The organism is Pseudomonas sp. P4_D7 (genome assembly GCF_056401755.1).
Genome location: NZ_JBFUIR010000002.1, coordinates 360,573 through 384,722 on the forward strand (window position 1 = coordinate 360,573; position 24,150 = coordinate 384,722).

The 24,150-nt window shown below is 60.8% G+C and carries 26 protein-coding genes; 11 read left to right on the forward strand and 15 right to left on the reverse strand.

Features of this window, described 5'->3' with window-relative positions; genetic code table 11:
* Positions 1-84: 84 nt before the first annotated feature.
* Both AC1DVF_RS02910 and AC1DVF_RS02915 read left to right on the forward strand, forming a co-directional pair.
* Positions 85-849: an SDR family oxidoreductase gene (locus tag AC1DVF_RS02910; RefSeq protein ID WP_093430198.1), complete on the forward strand. Its 765-nt coding sequence runs from the start codon at positions 85-87 to the stop codon at positions 847-849.
* 175 nt (positions 850-1,024) lie between these two features.
* On the forward strand, positions 1,025-1,930 hold the full coding sequence (locus AC1DVF_RS02915; protein WP_460130675.1) for a cation diffusion facilitator family transporter: 906 nt from the start codon (positions 1,025-1,027) through the stop codon (positions 1,928-1,930).
* A gap of 137 nt (positions 1,931-2,067) precedes the next feature.
* On the opposite strand, the gene AC1DVF_RS02920 is transcribed toward AC1DVF_RS02915, so the two are convergent.
* The 7 genes from AC1DVF_RS02920 to AC1DVF_RS02950 all read right to left on the reverse strand — a co-directional run bounded on the left by AC1DVF_RS02920 (position 2,068) and on the right by AC1DVF_RS02950 (position 7,336).
* On the reverse strand, positions 2,068-3,201 hold the full coding sequence (locus AC1DVF_RS02920) for an AGE family epimerase/isomerase (protein WP_477781967.1): 1,134 nt from the start codon (positions 3,199-3,201) through the stop codon (positions 2,068-2,070).
* Positions 3,202-3,382: 181 nt separating this feature from the next.
* Complete coding sequence (locus tag AC1DVF_RS02925; RefSeq protein ID WP_477781968.1) at positions 3,383-3,955, reverse strand: HupE/UreJ family protein; 573 nt, start codon at positions 3,953-3,955, stop codon at positions 3,383-3,385.
* A gap of 27 nt (positions 3,956-3,982) precedes the next feature.
* Complete coding sequence (gene ureG / locus AC1DVF_RS02930) at positions 3,983-4,597, reverse strand: urease accessory protein UreG (protein ID WP_077570691.1); 615 nt, start codon at positions 4,595-4,597, stop codon at positions 3,983-3,985.
* Positions 4,598-4,608: 11 nt separating this feature from the next.
* Positions 4,609-5,283 carry an urease accessory protein UreF gene (locus AC1DVF_RS02935; RefSeq protein WP_093430202.1) on the reverse strand — a complete coding sequence of 225 codons (675 nt, stop codon included), beginning with the start codon at positions 5,281-5,283 and terminating at the stop codon, positions 4,609-4,611.
* A complete protein-coding gene (gene ureE / locus AC1DVF_RS02940; protein ID WP_008087160.1) occupies positions 5,280-5,780 on the reverse strand; it encodes an urease accessory protein UreE in 501 nt (166 codons plus the stop codon). Before ureE ends, AC1DVF_RS02935 begins: the two co-directional genes overlap by 4 nt.
* 301 nt (positions 5,781-6,081) lie before the next feature.
* The gene (locus AC1DVF_RS02945) at positions 6,082-6,714 is read right to left on the reverse strand and encodes a TetR family transcriptional regulator (RefSeq protein ID WP_007915913.1); all 633 of its coding nucleotides are present in this window, start codon (positions 6,712-6,714) and stop codon (positions 6,082-6,084) included.
* A 154-nt stretch (positions 6,715-6,868) separates the two neighbouring features.
* Positions 6,869-7,336, reverse strand: a complete 468-nt coding sequence (locus AC1DVF_RS02950; RefSeq protein ID WP_093430203.1) for a hypothetical protein — start codon at positions 7,334-7,336, stop codon at positions 6,869-6,871.
* 385 nt (positions 7,337-7,721) lie between these two features.
* Between AC1DVF_RS02950 and AC1DVF_RS02955 the strand changes: the two genes are divergently transcribed.
* Positions 7,722-9,797, forward strand: a complete 2,076-nt coding sequence (locus AC1DVF_RS02955; RefSeq protein WP_093430204.1) for an AsmA family protein — start codon at positions 7,722-7,724, stop codon at positions 9,795-9,797.
* Between the two features lie 101 nt (positions 9,798-9,898).
* Here AC1DVF_RS02955 and AC1DVF_RS02960 read toward each other — a convergent pair whose 3' ends face one another.
* Together AC1DVF_RS02960 and AC1DVF_RS02965 are read right to left on the reverse strand one after the other, a co-directional pair.
* Positions 9,899-10,432 carry a ferritin-like domain-containing protein gene (locus AC1DVF_RS02960; protein WP_093430205.1) on the reverse strand — a complete coding sequence of 178 codons (534 nt, stop codon included), beginning with the start codon at positions 10,430-10,432 and terminating at the stop codon, positions 9,899-9,901.
* Positions 10,433-10,530: 98 nt separating this feature from the next.
* Positions 10,531-11,466 carry a LysR substrate-binding domain-containing protein gene (locus tag AC1DVF_RS02965; RefSeq protein ID WP_093430206.1) on the reverse strand — a complete coding sequence of 312 codons (936 nt, stop codon included), beginning with the start codon at positions 11,464-11,466 and terminating at the stop codon, positions 10,531-10,533.
* 121 nt (positions 11,467-11,587) lie between these two features.
* Between AC1DVF_RS02965 and AC1DVF_RS02970 the strand changes: the two genes are divergently transcribed.
* From AC1DVF_RS02970 to AC1DVF_RS02980, 3 genes are all read left to right on the forward strand, one after another.
* Positions 11,588-12,226: an FMN-dependent NADH-azoreductase gene (locus AC1DVF_RS02970; RefSeq protein WP_460130680.1), complete on the forward strand. Its 639-nt coding sequence runs from the start codon at positions 11,588-11,590 to the stop codon at positions 12,224-12,226.
* Positions 12,227-12,532 (forward strand): DMT family transporter, encoded by a 306-nt coding sequence (locus tag AC1DVF_RS02975; protein WP_093430208.1) that lies wholly within the window; start codon positions 12,227-12,229, stop codon positions 12,530-12,532. It begins immediately after the preceding gene.
* 91 nt (positions 12,533-12,623) lie between these two features.
* On the forward strand, positions 12,624-13,502 hold the full coding sequence (locus tag AC1DVF_RS02980; RefSeq protein WP_093430209.1) for an esterase/lipase family protein: 879 nt from the start codon (positions 12,624-12,626) through the stop codon (positions 13,500-13,502).
* A 95-nt stretch (positions 13,503-13,597) separates the two neighbouring features.
* Here AC1DVF_RS02980 and AC1DVF_RS02985 read toward each other — a convergent pair whose 3' ends face one another.
* Positions 13,598-14,485, reverse strand: a complete 888-nt coding sequence (locus AC1DVF_RS02985) for a DMT family transporter (RefSeq protein ID WP_477781969.1) — start codon at positions 14,483-14,485, stop codon at positions 13,598-13,600.
* A gap of 96 nt (positions 14,486-14,581) precedes the next feature.
* On the opposite strand from AC1DVF_RS02985, the gene AC1DVF_RS02990 reads away from it, so the two are divergent.
* From AC1DVF_RS02990 to AC1DVF_RS03000, 3 genes are all read left to right on the forward strand, one after another.
* Positions 14,582-15,376 carry an AraC family transcriptional regulator gene (locus AC1DVF_RS02990; protein ID WP_477781970.1) on the forward strand — a complete coding sequence of 265 codons (795 nt, stop codon included), beginning with the start codon at positions 14,582-14,584 and terminating at the stop codon, positions 15,374-15,376.
* A gap of 63 nt (positions 15,377-15,439) precedes the next feature.
* Positions 15,440-15,745, forward strand: coding sequence for a PsiF family protein (locus AC1DVF_RS02995; RefSeq protein WP_007950613.1), 306 nt, complete (start codon positions 15,440-15,442; stop codon positions 15,743-15,745).
* A gap of 308 nt (positions 15,746-16,053) precedes the next feature.
* A complete protein-coding gene (locus AC1DVF_RS03000; protein ID WP_093430211.1) occupies positions 16,054-17,067 on the forward strand; it encodes an AI-2E family transporter in 1,014 nt (337 codons plus the stop codon).
* Positions 17,068-17,202: 135 nt separating this feature from the next.
* Here AC1DVF_RS03000 and AC1DVF_RS03005 read toward each other — a convergent pair whose 3' ends face one another.
* Positions 17,203-18,477 (reverse strand): Hsp70 family protein, encoded by a 1,275-nt coding sequence (locus AC1DVF_RS03005; protein WP_099757864.1) that lies wholly within the window; start codon positions 18,475-18,477, stop codon positions 17,203-17,205.
* A gap of 292 nt (positions 18,478-18,769) precedes the next feature.
* Here AC1DVF_RS03005 and AC1DVF_RS03010 point away from each other — a divergent pair, with 292 nt between their 5' ends.
* Both AC1DVF_RS03010 and AC1DVF_RS03015 read left to right on the forward strand, forming a co-directional pair.
* Complete coding sequence (locus AC1DVF_RS03010) at positions 18,770-19,720, forward strand: DnaJ C-terminal domain-containing protein (RefSeq protein ID WP_093430213.1); 951 nt, start codon at positions 18,770-18,772, stop codon at positions 19,718-19,720.
* A gap of 22 nt (positions 19,721-19,742) precedes the next feature.
* Complete coding sequence (locus tag AC1DVF_RS03015) at positions 19,743-20,048, forward strand: chaperone modulator CbpM (protein ID WP_277760401.1); 306 nt, start codon at positions 19,743-19,745, stop codon at positions 20,046-20,048.
* A gap of 123 nt (positions 20,049-20,171) precedes the next feature.
* On the opposite strand, the gene AC1DVF_RS03020 is transcribed toward AC1DVF_RS03015, so the two are convergent.
* From AC1DVF_RS03020 to AC1DVF_RS03035, 4 genes are all read right to left on the reverse strand, one after another.
* Positions 20,172-21,299: a sensor histidine kinase gene (locus tag AC1DVF_RS03020; protein ID WP_477781971.1), complete on the reverse strand. Its 1,128-nt coding sequence runs from the start codon at positions 21,297-21,299 to the stop codon at positions 20,172-20,174.
* Between the two features lie 157 nt (positions 21,300-21,456).
* Positions 21,457-23,157: an urease subunit alpha gene (gene ureC, locus AC1DVF_RS03025; RefSeq protein WP_093430216.1), complete on the reverse strand. Its 1,701-nt coding sequence runs from the start codon at positions 23,155-23,157 to the stop codon at positions 21,457-21,459.
* A 152-nt stretch (positions 23,158-23,309) separates the two neighbouring features.
* Complete coding sequence (locus tag AC1DVF_RS03030; protein WP_093430217.1) at positions 23,310-23,615, reverse strand: urease subunit beta; 306 nt, start codon at positions 23,613-23,615, stop codon at positions 23,310-23,312.
* On the reverse strand, positions 23,615-24,148 hold the full coding sequence (locus AC1DVF_RS03035; RefSeq protein ID WP_093430218.1) for a GNAT family N-acetyltransferase: 534 nt from the start codon (positions 24,146-24,148) through the stop codon (positions 23,615-23,617). The genes AC1DVF_RS03030 and AC1DVF_RS03035 overlap by 1 nt, the downstream gene beginning before the upstream one ends.
* Positions 24,149-24,150 lie beyond the last annotated feature (2 nt).

Here is a 24,150-nt window from a genome sequence, read left to right on the forward strand (position 1 = left end):
TGCCCGTGAATGCGCGGGCGGGCATGCTGCCTGCTGATTTTCTATTCCAAGGGCTGCCCCGGCGGCCGAAGCAAGGAGAACACGATGTCCAACACCCTGTTTATCACCGGCGCGACGTCCGGATTTGGTGAAGCCTGCGCCCGCCGTTTTGCCGAGGCTGGCTGGAAACTGGTGCTGACCGGCCGTCGTGAAGAACGCCTCAATGCGTTGTGCGCCGAATTGTCGAAACAGACCGAAGTGCACGGTCTGGTGCTTGATGTGCGCGATCGCAAGGCGATGGAAGCGGCGATTGCCAACCTGCCGCCGTCGTTCGCCAAGCTGCGTGGCCTGATTAACAACGCCGGTCTGGCATTGGGCGTGGACCCGGCGCCGAAGTGCGATCTGGACGATTGGGACACCATGGTCGACACCAACGTCAAAGGCCTGATGTACGCAACCCGCCTGCTGCTGCCGCGCCTGATCGCCCATGGTCGTGGCGCTGGCATCGTCAACCTTGGTTCCATCGCTGGCAACTATCCGTATCCGGGCAGTCATGTGTACGGCGCGACCAAGGCGTTCGTTAAACAGTTCTCGCTGAACCTGCGCTGCGACTTGCAGGGCACCGGCGTGCGCGTCAGCAACATTGAGCCGGGGCTGTGCGAGAGCGAGTTTTCGCTGGTGCGTTTTGCCGGCGATCAGGAACGCTACAACGCGACCTACGCTGGTGCCGAGCCGATCCAGCCGCAGGACATTGCCGAGACGATTTTCTGGGTGATGAACGCGCCGGCGCACATCAACATCAACAGTCTGGAATTGATGCCGGTGAGCCAGACCTGGGCGGGTTTTGCCATCGAGCGGAATAAGGCCTAAGACCGCGTTGAAGCCCTTCGCGAGCAAGCTCGCTCCCACATTTGATCGCGGTCTCATGTGGGAGCGAGCTTGCTCGCGAAGGGGCCGTCACAGGCAATAAATCCCGATAAGGTAAACTCCCTTCGCAACAACCCAACCGCACCCCGCGGTTTTCAGGGTTTTTCGAGGAGTCAAAGTGAGTAACCGAGGTGAGCAGGCACTGCTCAAACAATCGACCATTCTGATGTTGGCGGTGGCGATTGCCGGGATCGTCACCGGTTTTGTTTCAGGTTCGCAATCCATCCTGTTCGATGGTTTTTTCTCGCTGATCGCAACCTTCATCAAAGTCCTGATGCTGATCACTGCCAAGCTGATCGCCAAGCAAAGCAACCACCGTTTCCAGTTCGGGTTCTGGCATCTGGAGCCGATGGTGCTGCTGATCGAAGGCAGTTTCCTGATGTTGATCGCGATCTATGCGTTTCTCAACGGCGTGTTCGGCATCATCAACGGTGGCCGCGACATCGAGTTGGGGCTGGTGATCATTTATGCCGCGGTGTTTACCGTGGTCGAATTCGCCTACTTCTTCTACGTACGGCAGCGCAATCGCAAGCTCAAATCCAGCCTGATCCAGTTCGACAACATCAGTTGGCTGGTGGACGCGATGCTGTCCGTGGGCCTGTTGGTGAGCTTCCTTGCGGCGCTGCTGCTCAAGTCGCAGGGCTATGGGCAGTGGGCGGTGTATGTCGACCCGCTGATCCTGATCGTGCTGGCCCTGACCATGTTGCCGCCGGCGTTCAAGATTCTTGGCCCGGCCTTACGCGATGTGCTGGGGATCGCGCCGGACACGCTGGATGATCAGGTGCGCCAGGTGATGGACGCGGCGAAGATCGAGCATGGTTTCGACGATTACGTGTCGTACGTGCAGAAGCACGGGCGGGCGCGGTTTATCGAGATTCATGTGGTGTTGTCGGCGGATTATGCGCTGAGCAATGTCGGACAGCTGGATGCGTTGCGCGAAGAGATCTCGGCGAAGCTGGGCAAGCCGGATGCAGCGCGCTGGCTGACCATCAGCTTTACCGGGGACAAGAAGTGGATCGCCTAGAGACCGCATAACGGCTAATCGTCGGATCGCCGCCCGGAGCAGGCTCGCTCCCACATTGGAATTGCGCCGAACACACTATTTGTGAGCAGCACAAATCAACTGTGGGAGCGAGCTTGCTCGCGAAAGCGATCTATAAGTCAGCGAAGATATTCAGCCAGGCCGCTATAGCAAGTCGCCAAGTGATACGGCGTAGTCGAAGGCATGTCCTTGCGACTCACCTCGCCCAACTCATCCCGGCACTCATGCCAGCCATCAGCATGCAAAAACCGCTGCTGCAATGCCTGCAACTGGCGCAGCACCACCGCTTCACTACCCTGACGCAAGGTCAGCGCCCGCAGATATTCCGCCTGAGCCCAGATCCGTTGAGTCGAGTCTCGCGGGCGTCCGTCCGTTTCCAGATCGAGCATCGCCCGCACCGCGCCGGATGACTGCACCACACCGTATTGCTCGGTGAACGCAAATGCCCGATCCAGCGCCGCATGCAGTTTCGAACCACGTAATAACGGCGACGATTCGAGCAGGAAATACCATTCGAACTGATGCCCCGGCTCATACCAGTTATCCACAGCCCCGAGCGGCTTCTCCATCAACACGCCATATTGCGGATCGACGAACTGCTTGTGCATGGCTGTGCATAACGCCAGCAACGCTGTCTGCGTTTGGGCATCTTCGCGCACGGCAAGGGTGGCGAGGAACGCTTCGGCCAGGTGCATCAGCGGGTTTTGCAGTGGACCGGTTTGCAGGGTGATCCAGTCCCGTTCCAGGCAGGCTTCGTACAAGCCATCGCCGGTAGCGAAACGCCGGCCGATGATTTCCAGCGCCGCATTCAACGTCGACTCGACCAGCGGATCGCCGGATTTTGCCGAGTAATGCGCGCAGGCAAACAGGATAAAAGCGTGGGTGTAGAGATCCTTGCGCTGATCCAGCGGTTTGCCCTGGGCATCGACGCTGTAGAACCAGCCGCCATGCTCCGCATCATGAAAGTGCCGTTGCAAGGAGCGGAACAGCGCCGCCGCACGCACTTCAGCGTTATCCACAACCCCGATCAGACTGGAAAACAGATACAGCTGCCGCGCACAGGCCATCGCCCGATAGCGCTGCGGCGGCAGTGGTTGATGCGTGGCGTCCAGCGCCTCATAGGGCAGCGCCATGTCGGCGTTCCAGCCCGGGCCTTGCCAGAGCGGCACGATCACGTTGACGAAGTGCTGTTGCACAGCGCCGAACAGGGCGGTCAATTCGGGCAGGGAGGTGGAGCGAGAAGCGTGGGGCATGGGCGGACGTCGTCACGGCTGGGGCGATTGCGCGACATGGTAGCAGAGAGACTGACATCAGCGATGCGGCGTCTGATCGGCCGCCTTCGCGAGCAAGCTCGCTCCCACAGGTTTTGTGTTCGCCACCAATCCAATGTGGGAGCGAGCTTGCTCGCGAAAAGGCCAGTTCAGACAATAAAAACTAGCCTGCTAGCAACCAAGCCCCAGTCACCGCCGAAGCCGCACCCGCCAACCGCACCAGCGGCGCCGCTGCCTGCGGCAACACGCGAACCACGCCATAACCGACGGCATGCAAAGCGGCGGTCGCCACAACGAAACCTGCCGCATACGGCCAAGGACTGCTCATGTCTGGCAGTTCCAGACCATGCGCCACGCCATGGAACAACGCAAACAGTGCCGTCGCCGCTACTGCCATGACCAACGGTGGCCGCACCGCCAAGGCCACTGCCAGACCCAGCGCGAGCACCGATGCGGCAATTCCGCTTTCCAGCGCTGGCAATTCCAGCCCTTCAAAACCGAGCATGCCGCCGATCAGCATGGTGCCGACAAACGTGCACGGCAGCGCCCAGCGCGCGGCGCCCTGCTGCTGCGCGGCCCACAAACCGACAGCCAGCATCGCCAGCAAATGGTCGAGGCCGCCAATCGGGTGGCTGATACCGGCGACCAGGCCGCTGTCGCCATGCCCCGGGTGAGCGAAGGCCAGCGCTGGCGTCAGCAGCAGCGCCGCAGCGCCAAGAATACGTTTGAGTGTCATGGATAAGCTTCCTTGTTGAGCAGTGAATCAGGCTGCGGTCAGCAGGCCCTGACGTTCGATGAAGGCGATGATTTGCTCAAGGCCCTGACCGGTTTTCTGGTTGCTGAAGACGAACGGCTTGCCGTTGCGCATGCGTTGGGTGTCGCTGTCCATCATCTCCAGCGAGGCGCCCACCAGCGGCGCGAGGTCGATCTTGTTGATCACCAGCAGATCGGATTTGCAGATCCCCGGGCCGCCCTTGCGCGGCAATTTGTCGCCCGCTGAGACGTCGATCACGTAGATGGTCAGGTCGGACAGCTCCGGGCTGAAAGTCGCCGATAGGTTGTCGCCGCCGGATTCCACCAGAATCAGATCCAGCCCCGGAAAACGGCGGTTCAGTTGATCGACCGCTTCCAGGTTGATCGAGGCGTCTTCGCGGATCGCGGTGTGCGGACAGCCACCGGTTTCCACGCCGATGATCCGTTCCGGCGCGAGGGCTTCGTTGCGCACGAGAAAATCGGCGTCTTCGCGGGTGTAGATATCGTTGGTGACCACGGCGAGGTTGTAGCGCTCGCGCAGGGCCAGGCACAGGGCCAGGGTCAACGCGGTTTTACCGGAACCGACCGGGCCGCCGATGCCGACGCGCAGAGGTTGTGTGTTCATGGTTGTTTCTCCTAAGAGCGGAAGAGGCGGCTGTACTGGCGCTCGTGGGCCATGCACGCCAAGGACAGGCCGAACGCGGCGCTGCCCATGTGGTCGGGGTTGATTCGGCTCGCGTCCTGCTGCGCCTGTTGTAACAACGGCAGCAGTTCGCTGGTCAGGCGCTGGGCGGCTTGCTGGCCCAGCGGCAAGGTTTTCATCAGGACGGCGAGCTGGTTTTCCAGCCAGCTCCATAACCACGCGGCGAGGGCGTCTTGCGGGCTGATGCCCCAAGCGCGCGCGGCCAGCGCCCAGCACAGGGCCAGATGCGGTTCGGGGCATTGATCAAGAAAATCGCGGGCGGCTGCGTCGAGTTCCGGCAAACCATTGAGCAGTTGTTGCAACGAATAACCCATCTGCCGACTTTCCAGATGCAACTCGCGCGTCTCGCGGCTGGCGCGATGGCTTTCGCAGAGGCTCAGCAGCTCGGCCCATCGGCCATCCGCCGCTGCCTGGCAATGCGCGAGCAGCAGCGGCGCTTCGAAGCGGGCGAGGTTGAGCAGTAACTGATCGCTGATCCAGCGCCGGGCACTGTCCGGGTTGTTCACGCGGCCGTTATCCACCGCCATTTCCAGGCCTTGCGAATAGCTGTAGCCGCCAATCGGCAATTGCGGACTGGCCAGGCGCAGCAGCGCCCAGGCCGGATTCACAGGCGTACGCCGAACTGATGGAGTTTCGGCGCGTAGTTGAAGTCTTCGTCGCCGTGGCGTGAATGGTGATGGCCGCCGCCATAGGCACCGTGCTCGGGCTGGAATGGCGCTTCGATCGCTTCTACCTGCGCACCAAGCTGTTCGAGCATCGCCTTGAGTACGTAATCGTCGAGCAGGCGCAGCCAGCCATCGCCAACCTGCAAGGCGACGTGGCGGTTACCCAAGTGATAGGCAGCGCGGGTCAGTTCGAAGGCGTTGGCGCAGGTGACGTGCAGCAATTGCTCGGGGCGGGCGCAGACGCGGACGATGCGGCCGTCTTCAGCTTGTAGGCATTCGCCGTCATACAGCGGCGGCTGACCGCGCTCCAAAAACAACCCGACGTCTTCGCCCTCGGCACTGAAACAGCGCAAACGGCTTTTGCTCCGCGCTTCGAAGGTCAGGTGCAACTCGGCGGCCCAGACGGGTTGAGGGTCGATTCTGCGGTGAATCACCAGCATCGGAAAGCTTCCAGCTATGGACAATACTCTGGCTAGAGCAAGGGCCTTGCCAATCGGACGGGATGTAGGAAATCCCTGTCGGAGCGTAGTGGATGTTTCGAGATGTTGCGGGAATATGGACGGTTTTGGTGCGTGAAGATTTTTTAATGCACCAAATGGAGGCCGATGCGCCAAACCAAATGTGGGAGCGAGCTTGCTCGCGAAAGCGGTGGGTCAGTGATTTAGAAGTTGGCTGACACGACGCCTTCGCGAGCAAGCTCGCTCCCACAGGGGATTTGGTCTGGGCTGAAATAAAGGAAGGTTATTCGGTACTGCCCAGCCCCTGCCAGTGCTTGAGCCCAATAAAGATAAAGCGCAGTTGCTGGGTGATCTTCGCCTGCGGCGTCAGATGTTCCGGCAAGGCTTCGGCCGGCGGATCGATGATGTCGGGGAGGGTAGCGAAGACCGATTTGACGATCAGGTCAGCCATCACGCTCAAACCGGCGGCATCCAGGTGCTGAAGCTTGGGCATCATCGTCAGGTCGGCCGCCAGGTCGGAGCTGATGTTCTCGCGCAACCGGCCGATTGCCTGACGCACCGGCAGCGAGCCACCGTACTGCTCACGGGCGAGAAACAGGAATTGCGAGCGATTGGCGCTGACCACGTCGAGGAAGATCCGCACCGAGGCATCGATGATGCCGCCCATGACGAATTCGTTGTGGCGCACCAAGCGGATGGTTTCACGGAAGGTCTGGCCGACTTCACTGACCAGCACCAGGCCGAGCTCATCCATATCGGCAAAATGCCGGTAGAAACCGGTGGGCACAATCCCGGCGGTTTTGGTCACTTCGCGCAGGCTCAGGCTGCCGAATCCTCGGCCGCTTTCCATGAGGTGGCGGGCAGCGTCCATCAAGGCGTTGCGGGTCTGTTGTTTCTGTTCGGCGCGGGGCAGCATCGCAGGGTGTGTTCTTTGGCAGGACAAGCGCCGCACTCTAGCAAATCGGCTTTGTCGGCGTCGAACGAGAGGACATGGAGCAGAAGATTTCACCGGCCAGAAAAGTCAAAAGCCCAATCCGGTGATTGGGCTTTTTTTCGCGGCCGCCATGGGCTTAGCTCAAGGCACTGTTGCGTTCGATCACACGGTCACCACCACCTTCGGCAAGGGTTTGACCTTGTGGAGTGCGGTCGCCGCCATCGGAAGCCAGGGTCTGGCCTTGTGGAGTACGGTCGCTACCATCGGAAGCCAGAGTCTGGCCTTGTGGAGTGCGGTCGCTACCGTCGGAAGCCAGAGTCTGGCCTTGTGGGGTGCGGTCGCTGCCGTCGGAAGCCAGGGTCTGACCTTGTGGGGTCTTGTCGTAGCCGTCCTGAACCAGGCCTTTCTCTTCCAGGCGATCACGGCCGCCTTCAGCCAGGGTCTGGCCTTGTGGGGTACGGTCCGAACCATCAGCTGCTACGGTCTGGCTGAATACCGAGTGGCTGGATTTCACTTGCGGGGTAGCCTGGTCGGCAGCGGGCAGGGCGAAAGCAGTGCTGGCTAGCATCGACAGGGTAAGGCTGAGCAGTAATTGGCGTTTCATGATGGGTTGCTCCTTGGGAGGGCGATAAAGTGGGTACGAGGGCAATGCTACTCTCGATAAGTCGATATAAAAGTTCATAAACGCAATGGTAATAATCAACAGAATTGATTGTTCTGCCGGGAGGCTCTAGATCGCGGCTTTCCGGGCGACGGTTTTGCACCGGGGTGGGTATTTCCGACTCACTCGCGCCTCGCAAAAGTGCGGGTCGCGGTAACACTGTTCGACTGACTGGTCAGATTTCGCGCAACTTTTTGCGCGGTAATCGGCCTTTCGATTAAACCTGCGGCTGGTTTGCCAGTCGTAGATTTCATGAGGGCCGCTTTGGCCCGCCGTTTCAGCCGTACGCCGCAGTCTTTGCGTGCGGTCGTGATCAGGAGCTTTGTGCATGACGCGCACTGGAAAAATCTTCAGCTGGACCTTCGCCATCCTCGTGCTGCTACTGGCCGTGCTGGTGTTGATCATCGTGTTCTTCGACTGGAACCGGATCAAACCGCCGCTCAACGCCAAAGTCTCGGAAGAACTGCACCGACCGTTTGCCATCAATGGCAACCTCGCGGTGATCTGGCAGCGCGAGCCGGACGAGGGTGGCTGGCGCGCCTGGGTGCCGTGGCCGCACGTGGTCGCTGAGGATTTGAGCCTGGGCAACCCGGACTGGTCGAAAAAGCAGCAGATGGTCACGCTCAAACGCGTTGAGCTGCGTATCTCGCCGCTGGCATTGCTGGCGCAACGCGTGGTGATTCCGCGCATCGACCTGACCGAACCCAATGCCGAGTTGCAGCGTCTGGCCGATGGCCGCGCCAACTGGACATTCAAGTTCGACCCGAAAGATCCGAACGCTGAACCCTCGAGCTGGGTGGTCGACATCGGCGCCATCGGTTTTGACAAGGGCCATGTCACCCTCGACGATCAAACGCTCAAAACCAATCTGGATGTGCTGATCGATCCGCTGGGCAAACCCATCCCCTACAGCGATATCGTCGGTGACAAAGCAGCCAAGACTGCGCAGGACAAGGGCGGTGCGCCGCAGGATTATGCATTTGCCTTGAAGGTCAAAGGCCAATACCACGGTCAGAACCTCACCGGCCAAGGCAAGATCGGTGGGCTGCTCGCCTTGCAGGATGCGCGCAAGCCATTCCCGCTGCAGGCCCAGGCGAAGATCGGCGACACTCGCATCGAACTGGCCGGCACGCTGACGGATCCGCTCAACCTCGGCGCCCTCGATCTGCGCCTGAAACTGGCCGGCGCCAGCCTCGGCAATCTTTATCCGCTGACTGGCGTGACCCTGCCGGACACCCCTCCGTATTCCACTGACGGTCACTTGATCGCCAAACTGCACGATGAGGCCGGGGCGAAATTTACCTACGAGCAGTTCAACGGCAAGATCGGCAGCAGCGACATCCATGGCGACCTTACCTACGTCGCCAGCCAGCCACGGCCGAAACTCAGCGGCGCGTTGCTTTCCAATCAACTGTTGTTCGCTGACCTCGCACCGCTGATCGGCGCTGACTCCAATGACAAGCAGAAGGCGCGCGGCGGCGAAAGCAAACAGCCGGCCGATAAAGTGCTGCCGGTGGAAGAGTTCAAGACTGATCGCTGGCGCGCGATGGATGCCGATGTCGAGTTCACCGGCAAGCGCATCGTCCACAGCGAGAAACTGCCATTCAACGACCTCTATACCCACCTGAAACTTAACGATGGCGAGCTCAGCCTGGAGCCACTGCGCTTTGGCGTGGCGGGCGGCAATCTTGATGCACAGATCCGCCTCAACGGTCGTACCGAACCGCTTGAGGGCCGCGCGAAATTGACCGCGCGCAAGTTCAAGCTCAAGGAGCTGTTCCCGACGTTCGAGCCGATGAAGACCAGTTTCGGTGAACTCAACGGCGACGCCGATATCACTGGTCGCGGCAACTCGGTGGCCAAACTGCTGGGCGGCGCCAACGGCAAGTTGAAGATGTTGATCAACGACGGCGCGATCAGCCGCGAACTGATGGAACTGGCCGGGCTCAACGTCGGCAACTATGTGGTCGGCAAGATCTTTGGCGACAAGGAAGTGAAGATCAACTGCGCGGCGGCGGACTTCGACATCAAGACCGGTCTGGCGACCACGCAGCTGTTTGTTTTCGATACCGAGAACGCGATCATCTATATCGACGGCACGGCGAACATGGCCACCGAGCAACTCGACCTGACGGTGACCCCGGAGTCCAAGGGCTGGCGGTTGATTTCCCTGCGTTCGCCGCTGTATGTACGCGGCAAATTCATCAAGCCGGATGCCGGCGTGAAGGCCGTGCCGCTGATGTTGCGCGGGGCGGGGATGGTTGCGCTGGGTGTGATCGCCGCGCCGGCGGCGGGGCTGTTGGCGCTGGTGGCACCGAGTGGCGGTGAGCCGAATCAGTGTGCGCCGTTGCTGGAGCAGATGAAGGCGGGCAAGGCGCCCGTTACCGTCAAACCCACTAAATAGTCGGTGCCCAAAATGGCCCCTTCGCGAGCTGGCTCGCTCCCCCATTTGAAAATGCATTCCAATGTGGGAGCGAGCCTGCTCGCGAAGGCGGTTTTGAAGGGTTAGAGGTCGTTCAGGATGTCAGCCATGTCATCGGCATGCTCTTCTTCCTGCGCCAGGATATCTTCGAAGATACGTCGCGTAGTCGGGTCTTTCTCGCCGATGTACTGGATGATTTCGCGATAGCTGTCGATGGCGATCCGCTCGGCAACGAGGTCTTCGTAGACCATCTCTTTGAGGGTGTTGCCGGCCACGTATTGCGCGTGGGACATCTTCGACAGCATGTCGGGGTTGAACTCGGGCTCGCCACCCAATTGCACAATGCGCTCGGCCAGACGGTCAGCGTGCTGGGCTTCCTGGGTGGCGTGTTCGAGAAACTCTTCGGCGGCCACATGGGCTTTCACGCCATTGGCCATGAAGTAGTGGCGCTTGTAGCGCAGCACGCAGACCAGTTCAGTGGCCAGCGATTCATTGAGCAAGCGCAGCACCTCTTCACGGTCGGCGCTGTAGCCCTCGGTGACGGCGCCGTTCTCGACGTGTTGGCGCGCACGTTCGCGCAAGGTTTGAACATCTGACAGATGCAGGTCGTCGCTCATTTCGATCTCCTGGAGGCTAATCCGATTGTCGCCACGTTCTGCGGACGCGGTCGCTACCTAAGCTGTGAGTCGTGAGCGTTGCAAAAAGTTTTATCGGTTTACGCAACCCCTGTAGGAGCTGCCGAAAGCTGCGATCTTGGCGCCAGCCCGGACAAAACTGCCTCCTCGCGCAGCCAGGCAAAAAAAGCCCGCACCGGCGGATGCCGCTCGCGCCCCGGCACGCACAACGCGCTGTACCCGGCGCCATCGACCTGAACCTGGCCCATGAACGGCACCAGCAAACCGCTGGCGACACTCTCCGACACCAGAATATTGCTCGCCAGCACCAGCCCTTGCCCGGCGATCGCCGCTTGCAGGGCGTAATGCTCTTCATCGTATTCGCGGATGGCCGGTTGCGCGTGTAACCAGTTTTCGCCTGCCTTGGCGCACCACGCTTCCCAGCCATGGGCATACAGCTTGGAATTGTGCCAGCGCACGCTGATCAACGTTGGCGTGCGCCGCGCGGCCAGCGCCACTTGCTCGGGCGAGCCGTAAACGCCGAACGACTCATCGAACAGGCACAGGCCATACAGGTTCGGGTAATCGTCGAGGCTGTAGCGCAGGACCAGATCGACACTGGCGTCCTGATGCAGATCGATGACTTCGCAGTGCGTATCGAGGCGCACGTTGATGTTCGGATGCTGCGCGTAAAAGCGCCCGAGACGCGGCACCAGCCACAGCGCCGCGAATGCGGCGGTGGTCGATAGCGTCAGCGTGCTGGCGTTGCGTTGCGGGCGCAGGGTGTCGACGCTTTGCGCCACCTCCAGCAATGCGCCGTGCAGGCTGCGAAACAGGCGTTCGCCGCCCTCGGTCAGGCGCACCTGGCGTGGCAGACGTTCAAACAACGCGACACCGAGCCAGTCTTCCAGCGAACGGATCTGATGAGAAATCGCGGTCGGCGTGACCGAAAGCTCTTCGGCGGCAGCCTTGAAGCTCAGCAATCGTGATGCCGATTCAAAGGCGCGCAGGGCGGTCAGCGGTAACGAGGCAAACATTGGAAAACTCCATGGATGAAATCAATTCATCCCGACTGATTTTTGCTCATTTGAGGCAACGGTCTGCTGCCTGCAATCTGCAGCGACACAGCAATCAAAGTCTAGCCTCAAGGAGTTTCAGATGAGCAAGATTCTTGCGATACATGCCAGCCCACGTGGTGACCGTTCGCACTCGCGGCGGTTGGCGGAAGCTTTTCTCAGCGCCTGGCAGGTGCGTCATCCACAGGCGCAGGTGACCCGGCGTGAAGTCGGCCGAGCGTTGATTCCGGCGGTCAACGAGGCCTTTGTCGCTGCCGCGTTTTATCCGGAGCCTGAAGCGCGCCCATTGTCGATGCAGGCTGATCTGGCATTGAGCGATCAACTGGTTGGCGAGTTGTTCGACCACGACCTGCTGCTGATTTCCACGCCGATGTACAACTTCAGCGTACCCAGCGGCCTTAAGGCCTGGGTCGATCAGATCGTGCGGCTGGGCCTGACCTTCGATCACACGCTGGACAACGGCGTCGCCCAGTACACGCCGCTGTTGCAGGGCAAGAAGGCGCTGATCGTCACCAGTCGCGGTGGTTTTGGCTTCGGCCCGGGCGGCGAGCTGGAAGCCTTGAACCACGCCGATCCGTGGTTGCGCGCGGCGCTGGGGTTCATCGGCATCAACGACGTCAGCGTGGTCGCTGCCGAGGGCGAAGAGTCCGCCGAACGCACCTTCGCGGTGTCGTTGGCCGAGGCCGAGCAGCGTTTGCTCAGCCTTGCCCGGGAGTTCTAGGTGGCCTGGCTGTTCCTGCTGATCGCCGCCGGATTTGAAGTGACGTTCGCCATGGGCATGAAATACGCCGAAGGCTTCACCCGGCTCTGGCCGTCGTTGATCACGGTGATTGCGGCGATCGGCGGGATCTACTTCCTGACACTGGCAATGCGCGAGTTGCCGGTGAGCATCGCCTACCCGATCTGGACCGCGATTGGCTCACTCGGCACGGTGTTCCTCGGTTTCGCCCTGTTGGGCGAGAGCCTGACGCTGGTCAAACTGCTGTCAGTCGGGCTGATTGTGGCGGGGGTGGTGGGCCTGAAGTAGGCTGGTCGTCGAGTTGTCATCATCACGGAGGATGCTTGGCGGGCGTTTTGCACGCCTGGCATCCACTCACCGACCACAAGGATGTTTGCCCATGTCAACGCGTTATCCACTGGTGCTGGTGCCCGGCATGCTCGGGTTTATCCGGCTAGTTCTCTATCCGTACTGGTACGGCATCATCAAGGCGCTGCGCCGTGGTGGGGCGACGGTGATTGCTGTACAGGTGTCGCCGCTGCATTCGACGGAGGTGCGCGGCGAGCAGTTGCTGGCGCGGATTGATGAGATTTTGCGCGAGACCGGGGCGCACAAGGTCAACCTGTTCGGCCATAGTCAGGGTTCGCTGACGGCGCGCTATGCGGCGGCGAAACGGCCGGATCTGGTGGCCTCGGTGACGTCGGTCGCCGGGCCGAATCATGGCTCGGAACTGGCCGACTATCTGCAAAAACACTACCCGGCGGACAGCGCCAAGGGCCGTCTGCTTGAAGCATTGCTGCGTTTTGTCGGCTGGCTGATGGCACTGCTGGAGACCGGTTACCACGGGCCGAAACTGCCGGTGGATATTCACGCCTCGCACCAATCGCTGACGACTGAGGGTGTGGCGCTGTTCAATCAGCGTTATCCACAGGGGTTGCCTGAAACCTGGGGTGGGCACGGGCCGGAGGAGGTTAACGGCGTACGTTATTACTCATGGTCAGGGACGTTGCAGCCGGGCAAGACTGATCGTGGCGGTAATCTGTTCGACGGCACCAATCGCAGTTGTCGCTTGTTTGCGAAAACCTTCGTGCGTGAGCCGGGGCAGTGCGACGGCATGGTCGGGCGGTACAGCTCGCATCTGGGCACGGTGATTGGCGATGACTATCCGCTGGATCACTTCGACATTGTTAACCAGTCGCTGGGGCTGGTCGGCAAGGGCGCGGATCCGGTGCGGCTGTTTGTCGAGCATGCGGCGCGGCTAAAGGCTGCCGGCGTTTAACCGCAAGACCTAGTCATCGTTCTTCGCGAGCAAGCTCGCTCCCACATTCGAATGCATTTCCCTGTGGGAGCGAGCTTGCTCGCGAAGAGGCCGGGTCAGGCAACGCTGGCCCGGCGGCCCAACACGGTGGTCCAGCGCTCGGACAAAATCACCCCGCCCAAGGTCAACAAACCACCCACCAGGTGATACATCGCCAACTGCTCCTTCAACACCACTGCTGCAATCAGCGCGGTAATCAACGGCAGCAAGTTAAAGAACAACGTCGTGCGACTCGGCCCCAACCGCTGCACCGCCTGCATCCACGCCAGTGGCGCAAGCATCGACGCCAGCAGGCATGCATACAACACCAGCGGAATGTTCTGCAGGGTCAAACCGGTTTTCGGCGAGGCGGCATACAAAGGAAACAACACGACAATCGCCACCAGCACCTGCAAATACAGCAACACCAGCGGCGGCAGGCGCAGCTGCCATTTTTTCAGCAATGTGCTGTAGATCGCATAGGCCAGGGTCGCGATCAGCATCATCGCATCACCCATGTTCACGCCGTGCTGCAGCAACGCGCCGAGGCTGCCGGACGAGACCACGACCAATACGCCGGCAAACGACAGAACCGCACCGACCAGTGCACCGGCGGTCAGGCGTTGGCCGAGACTGATGATCGCCATGGCCAGCGACATCAACGGCATCAGCGAGAGGATGATGCCCATGTTGGTCGCGGTGGTCAGCGTCGCGGCGAAGTAGGCGAGGCTTTGATACACCGCCATGCCGAGCACGCCAAGGACGAAAATCTTGCCCAGATTGGGACGGATCTGCGGCCAGTGCGCGATCACCGCTTTGAGCATGAACGGGGTGAACAGCAAACCGGCGAGCAGCCAGCGGTAGAAACCGATCTCGGCGGGGAAAATCGCCCCGACCGCCAGTTTGTTGATCACGGTATTGCCGGCCCAGATAAAAATCGCCAGCAGCGGAAACGCGTATTGCATGAGTCGAAACCAGTACGTTGATGAAGGGCAATTATCCCTTGTCTGGATGCAGGCCTATACTGCGAACCGGACAACCTGCCTCTGAAACCGGACAGCATGAACAGCAAACACATCGATCTGCTGGATTTCAGCGAACTGCCGTCAGCGGTGTACTTCCGCTACGCCGACTTCAATGCCCACGAATTCGCCGCGCCGCATCGGCATCCGTGGGGCACGCTGGAGTACGCCGCTCATGGCGTGCTGCACATGGACGTCGACGGCAGCCGTTTCATGTCGCCGCCGCAGTACGCGGTGTGGGTGCCGCCGCAGGTCGAGCACAGTTTCTACAGCCATCAACCGGTCAACTATCGCGCGGTGTGCCTTGACCCCAAGGTCTGCGCCGAACTGCCCAAGCGCGCCTGTACCCTGGCGATCAGCGACATTCTCAAGGCGATTCTCAAAGACTTCGCCGCCCGCGACGTGAAGATTCCTGAACTCGATGCCGATCAGCGTCTGGCTCAGGTTCTCGTCGATCAACTGCAACAGGCGCCAGTGCACGAATGCTATCTGCCGTACGCGAGCAGTCCGGGGTTGCTGGCGATTCTCGAAACCTTGCAGGCCGAGCCGGGCAACAATCAGCCGCTGGCGCATTGGGCGCTGCAGGTGCACGTCAGCGAACGCACGCTGGCCCGGCATTTCGTTCGGGAGCTGGGGATGAGGTTCGGCGAGTGGCGCCAGCGTCTGCGCTATCTCGCGGCAATCGAGGCGCTGGAAACTTCGCGCAGCGTGCAGGAAATCGCCTTCGATCTCGGCTACAGCAGTGGCTCGGCGTTTATCGCCATGTTCGCGCGGCAGGCCGGGTGTACGCCAGAGCAGTATCGCCGTAGCCATCTGGAAGGCAGGAAGGTGTAACAAGATTTGGCTACACTCCAGCAGAGGCCGTTCCCATCGGTGCGGCGACAAGGAGAAAACTCCATGAAGATGTTGCGTGTCCCTTTGTTGATGATTGGTTTGCTCCTGTGTTCCCAAGGTTTTGCCGCCACGGCGCAACAGAACAAGATGACCACCTGCAATGCTGATGCGACCGCCAAGAGTCTGAAAGGCGATGAGCGCAAAACCTTCATGAGCACCTGCCTCAAGGCAGCGCCAGCGGCCAACGATGCCAAGGCCCTGACCCCGCAGCAGGAGAAAATGAAAACCTGTAACGCCGACGCGAAAACCAAAGCCCTGACCGGCGATGCGCGCAAGACGTTCATGAGTGATTGCCTGAAGAAAAAATAATCCGGTTCTGTGGAGTGCCAGGGTCGACGCGTCCGCTTGAAATTTGCCCTCACCCTAACCCTCTCCCGGAGGGAGAGGGGACTGACCGCGGTGTCTCAAGAAACTCGTCGACCTGAAAAAAACCGGTCGATTATGGATTCCATGGCGCTGTCTCAGGTCACTGGATATCCAGAGCATCCCCCAATCGGTTCCCTCTCCCCCTGGGAGAGGGCTAGGGTGAGGGGACCTGAAGCTCCGCATATTTCTAGTGCTCACCCCGGAACGCTGGCAGACTGCCAATCCTTTTACGCCGTTCGTTTTGAGGCTGTATGCCAACGTTTTCTGAGCGTCATGTAGTGTTCTGGGTCAGCTGCATCATCATTTTCGGCGGTTTGCTGCTGGTGCTGCCGCTGCGCTTGTTGCCGAGCCTGCTGGCCGGGCTGCTGGTATTTGAACTGGTCAACATGCTCACCCCGCAACTGCAACGGCTGATTGAAGGTCGCCGCGCGCGTTGGCTGGCGGTGGCTTTGCTGGGCACGTTAGTGGTGAGTGTGCTGGCGTTGATCTTCGCCGGCGCCATCAGCTTCTTATTGCATGAAGCGGAAAATCCCGGCGCCTCACTGGACAAGTTCATGGGCGTGGTCGACCGCGCGCGGGGGCAATTGCCGCCGTTCATCGACGCCTATCTGCCGGCCAGTGCTGCGGAATTTCGCGTAGCGATTGGCGAGTGGATGGGCAAGCACCTGTCCGACCTGCAACTGGTCGGCAAAGACGCGGCACATATGTTTGTGACGCTGCTGATCGGCATGGTGCTCGGTGCGATCATCGCCTTGCAGCGCATCCCCGACGTCACCAAGCGCAAACCGCTGGCGGCGGCCCTGTTTGATCGCTTGCACTTGCTGGTGCAGGCCTTCCGCAACATCGTCTTCGCGCAAATCAAGATTTCCCTGCTCAACACTTTCTTCACCGGGATCTTCCTCGCGGTGATCCTGCCGATGTTCGGCATCAAGTTGCCGCTGACCAAAACCCTGATCGTGCTGACCTTCCTGCTCGGCCTGCTGCCGGTGATCGGCAACCTGATGTCGAACACGCTGATCACCATCGTCGGCCTGTCGCTATCGATCTGGGTGGCGATTGCCGCGCTGGGCTATCTGATTTTTATCCACAAGCTCGAGTACTTCCTCAACGCGCGCATTGTCGGCGGGCAGATCAGTGCCAAGTCGTGGGAGTTGCTGCTGGCGATGCTGGTGTTCGAGGCCGCGTTCGGCCTGCCGGGGGTGGTGGCGGGGCCGATTTATTATGCGTACCTGAAGAGTGAGTTGAAGCTGGGCGGGATGGTCTAACCGATGAATCTGTGTCGCCTGATCTGGCGCCTTCGCGAGCAAGCTCGCTCCCACACTGAATTGCATTTCAACTGAAGAAATGCGGTCAAATGTGGGAGCGAGCTTGCTCGCGAAAGGCGCGACGCCGATTTCAGGTCAGTTCATGGCGCCATAGCGTTTCATCGCGTCAATCGCCAAACCGCTACCAATGCTGCCAAAGATATTCCCTTCGACATGCCGCGCATTCGGCAGCATCGCCGAGACGCTGTTGCGCAGTGCCGGAATGCCGCTCGAACCACCGGTGAAGAACACCGTGTCGACCTGTTCCACCGCCACACCGGCATCGTTCAACAACTGTGTGACACTGCCGCGCACGCGCTCCAGCAGCGCATCGATCGCCGATTCAAACAGCGCGCGGCTTAGTTCCACACTCAGCCCGGCTTCGATCCGGTCCAGCGGCACATGGCGGCTGTCGCTGTGGGTCAGCTGGATCTTGGTTTCTTCGACTTCCATCGCCAGCCAGTGCCCGGCGCGCTGTTCGATCAGCTTGAACAAGCGATCGATGCCGCCAGTGTCTTCGATGTCGTAGCGCATGCTGCCCAGCGCCAGGCTGGATTTCTGCGAGTACACCGAGTTGATGGTGTGCCAGGTCGCCAGGTTCATGTGGTGGCTGGTCGGCATGTAGGCGCCGCTCTTCATGCGGCTGCCGTAGCCGAACAGCGGCATCAGACCTTGCAGGCTCAGCTGTTTGTCGAAATCGGTCCCGCCGATGTGCACACCGCCGGTGGCGAGGATGTCATCGTGACGGTTATCGAGGCCACGACGCTCGGGCGACAGGCGCACCAGCGAGAAGTCAGAGGTACCACCGCCGATGTCGACAATCAGCACCAGCTCTTCTTTCTCGATGGTCGACTCGTAGTCGAAGGCCGCCGCAATCGGTTCGTACTGGAACGAGACCTCTTTGAAGCCGATCTTGCGCGCCACTTCGACCAGGGTGTCTTCGGCTTCCTGGTCAGCCAGTGGATCGTCATCGACGAAGAACACCGGACGGCCGAGCACCACCTGCTCGAATTCCCGACCGGCGGCGGTTTCGGCGCGGTTCTTCAACTGGCCGATGAACAGGCCGAGCAAGTCCTTGAACGGCATCGCCGTGCCGAGCACGCTGGTGTCGTGCTTGATCAGCTTGGAACCGAGCAGGCTTTTCAGCGAGCGCATCAGCCGGCCTTCGTAGCCTTCCAGGTACTCGTGCAGCGCCAGACGACCGTACACCGGACGACGTTCCTCGATGTTGAAGAAGACCACCGACGGCAGGGTGATCTTGTCGTCTTCCAGCGCGATCATCGTTTCCATGCCGGGGCGCAGCCAGCCGACGGTGGAGTTGGACGTGCCGAAGTCGATGCCGCAGGCACGGGCTGGAGAGGCGTCTTTCATGTCTTTCGGTTCCGGTCAAAAAAACGGCCGCGCAGTGTATGTCAGTGCGCGCCAGATTCGAAGGCCGGTCATCTGCTATTTCACGACTAAACTGCCTTGAAACCTCAAGCTTTGCCCCAAACTTGCTGGCATGGGCCGGCAGAACCACCGGCGGTCGCAAGAACCGCCGTCCACTGCCGATAAACTTCTGCTGCGCCACCCGGTCACAACTTTGAGATCGGTCAACCTGGCACGCGCGAATCGGCGCATGCTGGCATCGGCGCGAAATCGATAACGGACGGTGACTCCTTCGATGGACTTCAAAGACTATTACAAGATACTCGGCGTGGAGCCGACAGCAGACGACAAGGCAATCAAGGCTGCCTATCGCAAGCTGGCGCGCAAATACCACCCCGATGTCAGCAAGGAAAAAGACGCCGAGGCCAAGTTCAAAGACGCCTCGGAAGCCTATGAAGCGCTGAAAAGCGCCGACAAGCGCGCTGAATACGACGAGCTGCGCCGTTATGGTCAGCACGGTCAGCCGTTCCAGGGACCACCGGGCTGGCAGAGCCGTGGCGGCTTTGGCGGCGGCGGTGGCGACACCGGTGACTTCTCGGACTTCTTCAGTTCGATCTTCGGCAATCGCGGCCCCGGTTTCGGTGGCGGCGAAGGTCGACAACAACGCAGTGCCGGGCGCCGAGGGCAAGACGTGGAAATGGAACTGCCGATCTTCCTCGAGGAGACGCTGTCGAACGAGTCGAAGAAAGTCACCTTCCAGGTGCCGCAGTACAACGCCAACGGCCAGCACGTCAGTAACACCAGCAAGAGCCTGAACGTGAAGATCCCGGCGGGCGTGACCGACGGCGAGCGCATCCGCCTCAAGGGCCAGGGCGCACCGGGCGTTGGTGGCGGGGCGAATGGCGACCTGTACCTGACCATTCGTTTTGCGCCACACCCGAAATTCGATGTTGAAGGCGAAAACCTCATCATCACCTTGCCGCTGGCCCCGTGGGAGCTGGCGCTGGGCACCGAAGTGGCCGTGCCGACCCTGACCGGCAAGATCAACCTCAAGGTGCCCGCCGGCAGCCAGAACGGCCAACGCATGCGCGCCAAGGGTCATGGTCTGAAAAACAAGGCAGGCGAACGCGGTTACCTGTTCGTCCAGCTCAAAGCCGTGATGCCGAAAGCTGCTGACGACGAGGTCAAGGCACTGTGGCAGGAACTGGCGAAGAAAGCCGCCTTCAACCCGCGCGAGAACTTCTGAACCCGACGACGGAGTAGCCATCATGAGCAGCCCCCTGATCGTTCAACTGGACCTGGCAGAATTCTGTGAGGCGGCCGATCTGTCGGACGTCTACGTGATCGAAATCGTCGAACACGGCATCCTCGAACCTCAGGGTGCGCAGCCCCGGGAGTGGCGTTTCACCGATTACGAATTGGCTTTGGCCAAGCGTGCGGCGAAGTTGCGCCGTGATCTGGAGCTGGAGTGGGAAGGGGTTGCGCTGGCGCTGAATCTGCTGGAAGAGGTGCGCGAATTGCGTGCCGAGAATCGCATGTTGCGCCAGCGTTTGGGGCGGTTGGTGGTCGAGTAGTTTGCCTGATGTTTATCAGTTGCTTGATTGCGCCTCTTCGCGAGCAATCCCGCTCCCACATGTGAGCACTGTCTCCTGTGGGAGCGAGCTTGCTCGCGAAGAACGATAACGCGGTGATCCTGCTTAAACCGTTCTGGGCAACACCACGTTGAACCGCGTCCCGTCAGTCTCGTTCGAGCTGACTTCGATGGTGCCGCCATGGGCACTCACCACTTCCTTGACGATAAACAGGCCCAACCCGAGGCTGGTTGACGGCTGTCCGAGTTCTTCGTCGGCGCTGCGCACCAGCGGGTCGAAAATCGTGCCGAGCGCCTCTTCGGGAATCGGTGTGCCGTAGTTGTGCACCGACAGGCAGACGTTTTCGCCCGCGCCATCGATATCGAGAGTGACATCGCGCTTTTTGGCTCCGTGCTGCAAGGCATTGCCAATCAGGTTCTGCAGTAACTGGTCGATTCGGCCGGCATCCCAGGTACCGCGCGGGTCGCCGTTAACATTGAGCTTCGGATCGCACTCCGGATTGCCGGCGCACGCCTCGGCAATCGCCGCCCGTGCGGCATCGGCCAGGTCCATTGGCGTCGGTTCGATCGGCAGGCTTCTGCCCAGTCGACTGCGCACCAGTTCCAGCAAGTCGCTGACCATCGCCGCCATGTGCCGTGCGCCACGCTTGATGTGCAGGGCGCAGGCCAGCGCATCGCCCTCGAGGCTGGATTTGCGCAGCAGCAACTCGATGGACATGCTCACCGCTTGCAGCGGCGCACGCAGGTCATGGCCGAGAATGGCGAGGAAGATGTCTCGCGAGCGATTGACCTGTTCGGCGTAGGCCGCAGTCGATTCGGCCAGTGCTTCGTCGATGGCTTCGTTGAAGCGGATCATGTCCTGAAAACAGGCCATGTCCGGGGCTTTGAGGTTGTCGACCCACAGGCGGATCACGCAAGCGCGCAGATGACGGAACTCGGAGGTCATCTGCACCAGGTCAAAACCCACGGTGTGGCGCAACTCGCCATGACTGGCGCCGGCCTCGTCCAGACTCGGGGTTTTTTCCGGGCCTTCGCCCTTGGCTTTGGCGGCCTGTTCGGCAGGGCTCTGCGGCTTGCTCATGTCGCGGGCCGCGGCCCGCAGAATGGCGCTGGCGTGATCGCGCAGAGCCGCGGAATCCAGGTAGTCGGCGGCTGGCGTGATCGTTGCGGCGAACTGTTCCCACTCATCGACGATAGGCTCGATATTCGCCAGGATGAACTCGGATAGACGCATGGGCAGTTCCTGAAAAGAGGTGGAGCGAATCGAATAGTAGTTCCTTTGGCGAGAATTACACGACTGTTTGCTTGGTGGTTTCATACCGGCACGAAAAAGGCCCCGAGACTGTGCGCAAGGCGCGGTCCCGAGGCCTTTCTACAGCGTGGCGGCTGCGTCAGAACAGGAAATACCGCTGGGCCATTGGCAGGGTTTCTGCCGGTTCACACCACAGCAGAACGCCATCCGCCTTGACCTGATAGGTCTGTGGATCGACATCGATATTCGGCAGATAGTCGTTGTGGATCAGGTCGGTTTTCTGCACATCACGGCAGCCTTTGACCACGCCGATTTTCTTCTTCAAACCCAATGTTTCAGGCAGCCCGGCTTCCTGCGCCGCCTGACTGATAAAGGTCAGGCTGGTGGCATGCAGCGAGCCGCCGTAGCTGGCGAACATCGGGCGGTAGTGCACCGGTTGCGGCGTCGGGATCGAGGCGTTGGCATCGCCCATCAGGCTCGCGGCAATCGCACCGCCCTTGAGGATCAACGTCGGTTTCACGCCGAAGAATGCCGGACGCCACAGCACCAGATCGGCCCACTTGCCGACTTCGATCGAGCCGACTTCATGGCTGATGCCATGGGTGATCGCCGGGTTGATCGTGTACTTGGCGATGTAACGCTTGGCGCGGAAGTTGTCGTTGCCTGCGCCGTCCTGCGGCAGCGGGCCGCGCTGCTTTTTCATCTTGTCGGCGGTCTGCCAGGTGCGCGTGATGACTTCGCCGACACGGCCCATGGCCTGGCTGTCGGAGCTGATCATCGAGAACGCGCCGAGGTCGTGAAGGATGTCTTCGGCGGCAATCGTTTCGCGGCGGATCCGGCTTTCGGCGAAGGCGACGTCTTCGGCAATGCTCGGGTCGAGATGGTGGCAGACCATCAGCATGTCGAGATGTTCGTCGATGGTGTTGCGGGTGAACGGTCGGGTCGGGTTGGTCGAGCTCGGCAGCACGTTAGGGAAGCCGCAAGCCTTGATGATGTCCGGTGCGTGACCGCCACCGGCACCTTCGGTGTGATAGGTGTGAATGGTGCGGCCCTTGAACGCGCCGAGGGTGGTTTCGACGAAACCGGATTCGTTGAGGGTGTCGGTGTGGATCGCCACCTGCACGTCGAACTGATCGGCGACGCTCAGGCAGTTATCGATGCTTGCTGGCGTGGTGCCCCAGTCTTCGTGCAACTTGAGGCCGATGGCGCCGGCCTTGACCTGCTCGATCAGCGGTTCCGGCAGGCTGGCGTTGCCTTTGCCGGTGAGGCCGATGTTCATCGGGAACGCGTCAGCGGCCTGAAGCATGCGCGCCAAGTGCCACGGGCCGGAGGTGCAAGTGGTGGCGTTGGTGCCAGTGGCTGGGCCGGTGCCGCCGCCGATCATGGTGGTGACGCCGCTCATCAGTGCTTCTTCGATCTGCTGCGGGCAGATGAAATGGATGTGTGTGTCGATGCCACCCGCGGTGAGGATCATGCCTTCGCCGGCGATTACTTCGGTGCCGGCGCCAATGGCGATGGTCACGTTGGGCTGCACGTCGGGGTTGCCGGCCTTGCCGATCGCGGCGATGCGCCCGTCCTTGAGGCCGACGTCGGCTTTGACGATGCCCCAGTGGTCGATGATCAGCGCGTTGGTGATCAGCGTGTCGACCACTTCGGCAGCCAGCAACTGGCTTTGGCCCTGGCCGTCGCGGATGACTTTGCCGCCACCGAATTTCACTTCTTCGCCGTAGGTGGTGAAGTCTTGTTCGACTTCGATCCACAGCTCGGTGTCGGCCAGGCGCACCTTGTCGCCGACGGTGGGGCCGAACATGTCGGCGTAGGCTTGACGGGAAATTTTCATGCAGCGTCCTTCAGGAAAATAGTGGTGAGCCATCGACCCTCACCCTAGCCCTCTCCCAAAGGGAGAGGGGACTGTACGCGGTGGGCCGGCTATCGGTGATCGGCGCCGCAGAGGGGACTGGTCGCGGTGAGGGGCAGCGGTGCATGCAGATGTCAGAGGTCACCCATTATTCGTCCGGCAAACCCGAACACCCGCCGATGCCCGGCATAATCGACCAACTCAACCTCGCGGCTCTGCCCTGGTTCAAAGCGCACGGCGGTGCCCGCCGGAATATTCAGGCGCATGCCACGGCTGGCGGCGCGATCGAAGGTCAGCGCGTCGTTGGTTTCAAAAAAGTGATAGTGCGAACCGACCTGAATTGGCCGGTCGCCGCTGTTGGCGACTTTCAGGCTGATAGTGCGGCGGCCGACGTTGAGTTCGATGTCACCGGGCTGGATCTGGTACTCGCCAGGAATCATCACTGGGCTCCTTGCAGAATCTTGTAATAGAGGGCGGTCGGCCGATAGGTGCCGTTCGGATCGCAGGCGTAATCAGGGATTTCGCCTGCGCGGCTGTAGCCCAACGCCTTGTAGAAATCTTCGGCGGGCGAGCCGGCCTCGGTGTCGAGGTAAAGCATGCCGCGCTTGTGTTTCGGCGCTTCGAGTTCCAGCGCACTCATCAGTTGCTGGCCGAGGCCGCGACGTCGTGCGTGTTCCCGCACTAGCAGTTTCTGCACCTCGGCACGATTGAGGCCGTTGGCCTTCTGGCACAGGCCCAGTTGCACACTGGCCAGTACCTGCTCGTCCTTGACCACCACCCAAAGCAGCACGCTGCCCTTGTTGACGTTGTCCTGCACCTCATCGAAATACGCGCGCGCCTGCGCCGCATCGAGGTCGGCCATGAAGCCGACGCTGGCGCCGTAACCCACGGCATCGAGCAGCAGATCAATCAGGCCCTGACGGTAATGCGCAAAACTTTCAGCATTGACGCGGCGCAGTTGGGCGGCGTTCATCG

What these genes read in the sequence shown, in the direction of transcription:
- AC1DVF_RS02910 (WP_093430198.1), top strand. Translation starts at nt 85, where the DNA reads ATGTCCAACACCCTGTTTATCACCGGCGCGACGTCCGGATTTGGTGAA.
- AC1DVF_RS02920 (WP_477781967.1), bottom strand. Translation starts at nt 3,201, where the DNA reads ATGCCCCACGCTTCTCGCTCCACCTCCCTGCCCGAATTGACCGCCCTG.
- AC1DVF_RS02925 (WP_477781968.1), bottom strand. Translation starts at nt 3,955, where the DNA reads ATGACACTCAAACGTATTCTTGGCGCTGCGGCGCTGCTGCTGACGCCA.
- ureG (WP_077570691.1), bottom strand. Translation starts at nt 4,597, where the DNA reads ATGAACACACAACCTCTGCGCGTCGGCATCGGCGGCCCGGTCGGTTCC.
- ureE (WP_008087160.1), bottom strand. Translation starts at nt 5,780, where the DNA reads ATGCTGGTGATTCACCGCAGAATCGACCCTCAACCCGTCTGGGCCGCC.
- AC1DVF_RS02945 (WP_007915913.1), bottom strand. Translation starts at nt 6,714, where the DNA reads ATGCTGCCCCGCGCCGAACAGAAACAACAGACCCGCAACGCCTTGATG.
- AC1DVF_RS02950 (WP_093430203.1), bottom strand. Translation starts at nt 7,336, where the DNA reads ATGAAACGCCAATTACTGCTCAGCCTTACCCTGTCGATGCTAGCCAGC.
- AC1DVF_RS02955 (WP_093430204.1), top strand. Translation starts at nt 7,722, where the DNA reads ATGACGCGCACTGGAAAAATCTTCAGCTGGACCTTCGCCATCCTCGTG.
- AC1DVF_RS02960 (WP_093430205.1), bottom strand. Translation starts at nt 10,432, where the DNA reads ATGAGCGACGACCTGCATCTGTCAGATGTTCAAACCTTGCGCGAACGT.
- AC1DVF_RS02965 (WP_093430206.1), bottom strand. Translation starts at nt 11,466, where the DNA reads ATGTTTGCCTCGTTACCGCTGACCGCCCTGCGCGCCTTTGAATCGGCA.
- AC1DVF_RS02970 (WP_460130680.1), top strand. Translation starts at nt 11,588, where the DNA reads ATGAGCAAGATTCTTGCGATACATGCCAGCCCACGTGGTGACCGTTCG.
- AC1DVF_RS02980 (WP_093430209.1), top strand. Translation starts at nt 12,624, where the DNA reads ATGTCAACGCGTTATCCACTGGTGCTGGTGCCCGGCATGCTCGGGTTT.
- AC1DVF_RS02985 (WP_477781969.1), bottom strand. Translation starts at nt 14,485, where the DNA reads ATGCAATACGCGTTTCCGCTGCTGGCGATTTTTATCTGGGCCGGCAAT.
- AC1DVF_RS02990 (WP_477781970.1), top strand. Translation starts at nt 14,582, where the DNA reads ATGAACAGCAAACACATCGATCTGCTGGATTTCAGCGAACTGCCGTCA.
- AC1DVF_RS02995 (WP_007950613.1), top strand. Translation starts at nt 15,440, where the DNA reads ATGAAGATGTTGCGTGTCCCTTTGTTGATGATTGGTTTGCTCCTGTGT.
- AC1DVF_RS03000 (WP_093430211.1), top strand. Translation starts at nt 16,054, where the DNA reads ATGCCAACGTTTTCTGAGCGTCATGTAGTGTTCTGGGTCAGCTGCATC.
- AC1DVF_RS03005 (WP_099757864.1), bottom strand. Translation starts at nt 18,477, where the DNA reads ATGAAAGACGCCTCTCCAGCCCGTGCCTGCGGCATCGACTTCGGCACG.
- AC1DVF_RS03010 (WP_093430213.1), top strand. Translation starts at nt 18,770, where the DNA reads ATGGACTTCAAAGACTATTACAAGATACTCGGCGTGGAGCCGACAGCA.
- AC1DVF_RS03015 (WP_277760401.1), top strand. Translation starts at nt 19,743, where the DNA reads ATGAGCAGCCCCCTGATCGTTCAACTGGACCTGGCAGAATTCTGTGAG.
- AC1DVF_RS03020 (WP_477781971.1), bottom strand. Translation starts at nt 21,299, where the DNA reads ATGCGTCTATCCGAGTTCATCCTGGCGAATATCGAGCCTATCGTCGAT.
- ureC (WP_093430216.1), bottom strand. Translation starts at nt 23,157, where the DNA reads ATGAAAATTTCCCGTCAAGCCTACGCCGACATGTTCGGCCCCACCGTC.
- AC1DVF_RS03030 (WP_093430217.1), bottom strand. Translation starts at nt 23,615, where the DNA reads ATGATTCCTGGCGAGTACCAGATCCAGCCCGGTGACATCGAACTCAAC.
- AC1DVF_RS03035 (WP_093430218.1), bottom strand. Translation starts at nt 24,148, where the DNA reads ATGAACGCCGCCCAACTGCGCCGCGTCAATGCTGAAAGTTTTGCGCAT.